This window comes from Clostridium pacaense (genome assembly GCF_020709765.2).
GTDB lineage: Bacteria > Bacillota > Clostridia > Lachnospirales > Lachnospiraceae > Enterocloster > Enterocloster hominis.
Genome location: NZ_JAJFEB020000101.1, coordinates 1 through 298, shown reverse-complemented (window position 1 = coordinate 298; position 298 = coordinate 1). Strand labels below are relative to the sequence as shown.

At 53.7% G+C, this 298-nt stretch carries 1 pseudogene; it reads left to right on the top strand.

Features of this window, described 5'->3' with window-relative positions:
• Positions 1–298, top strand: a pseudogene (locus tag LK536_RS58665) (AAA family ATPase); the annotation flags it as partial.

The following is a 298-nucleotide window of genomic DNA, read 5'->3' as shown; positions in this document are numbered from 1 at the left end:
ACAGCTTCAAAAGACAATGCCTATGCAAGCGACTATGGGGACATCTCCCTCATCAGAGACTTTGCCGACAGGCACTCTCTGGCGGTCATTGTCGTACACCACATCCGAAAGCAGAACGACAGCGACGTGTTCAACAAGGTGTCTGGGACGACAGGATTAACGGGGAGTGCGGACGCTACCTTTGTTCTGGAAAAGGAGAAACGTGCGTCTGACACCGCCAAGATGTATGTGACGGGCAGGGACACGCCTTATCAGGAATACACGCTGCGTTTCCGTGATTGCCGTTGGGAGCTTGTGG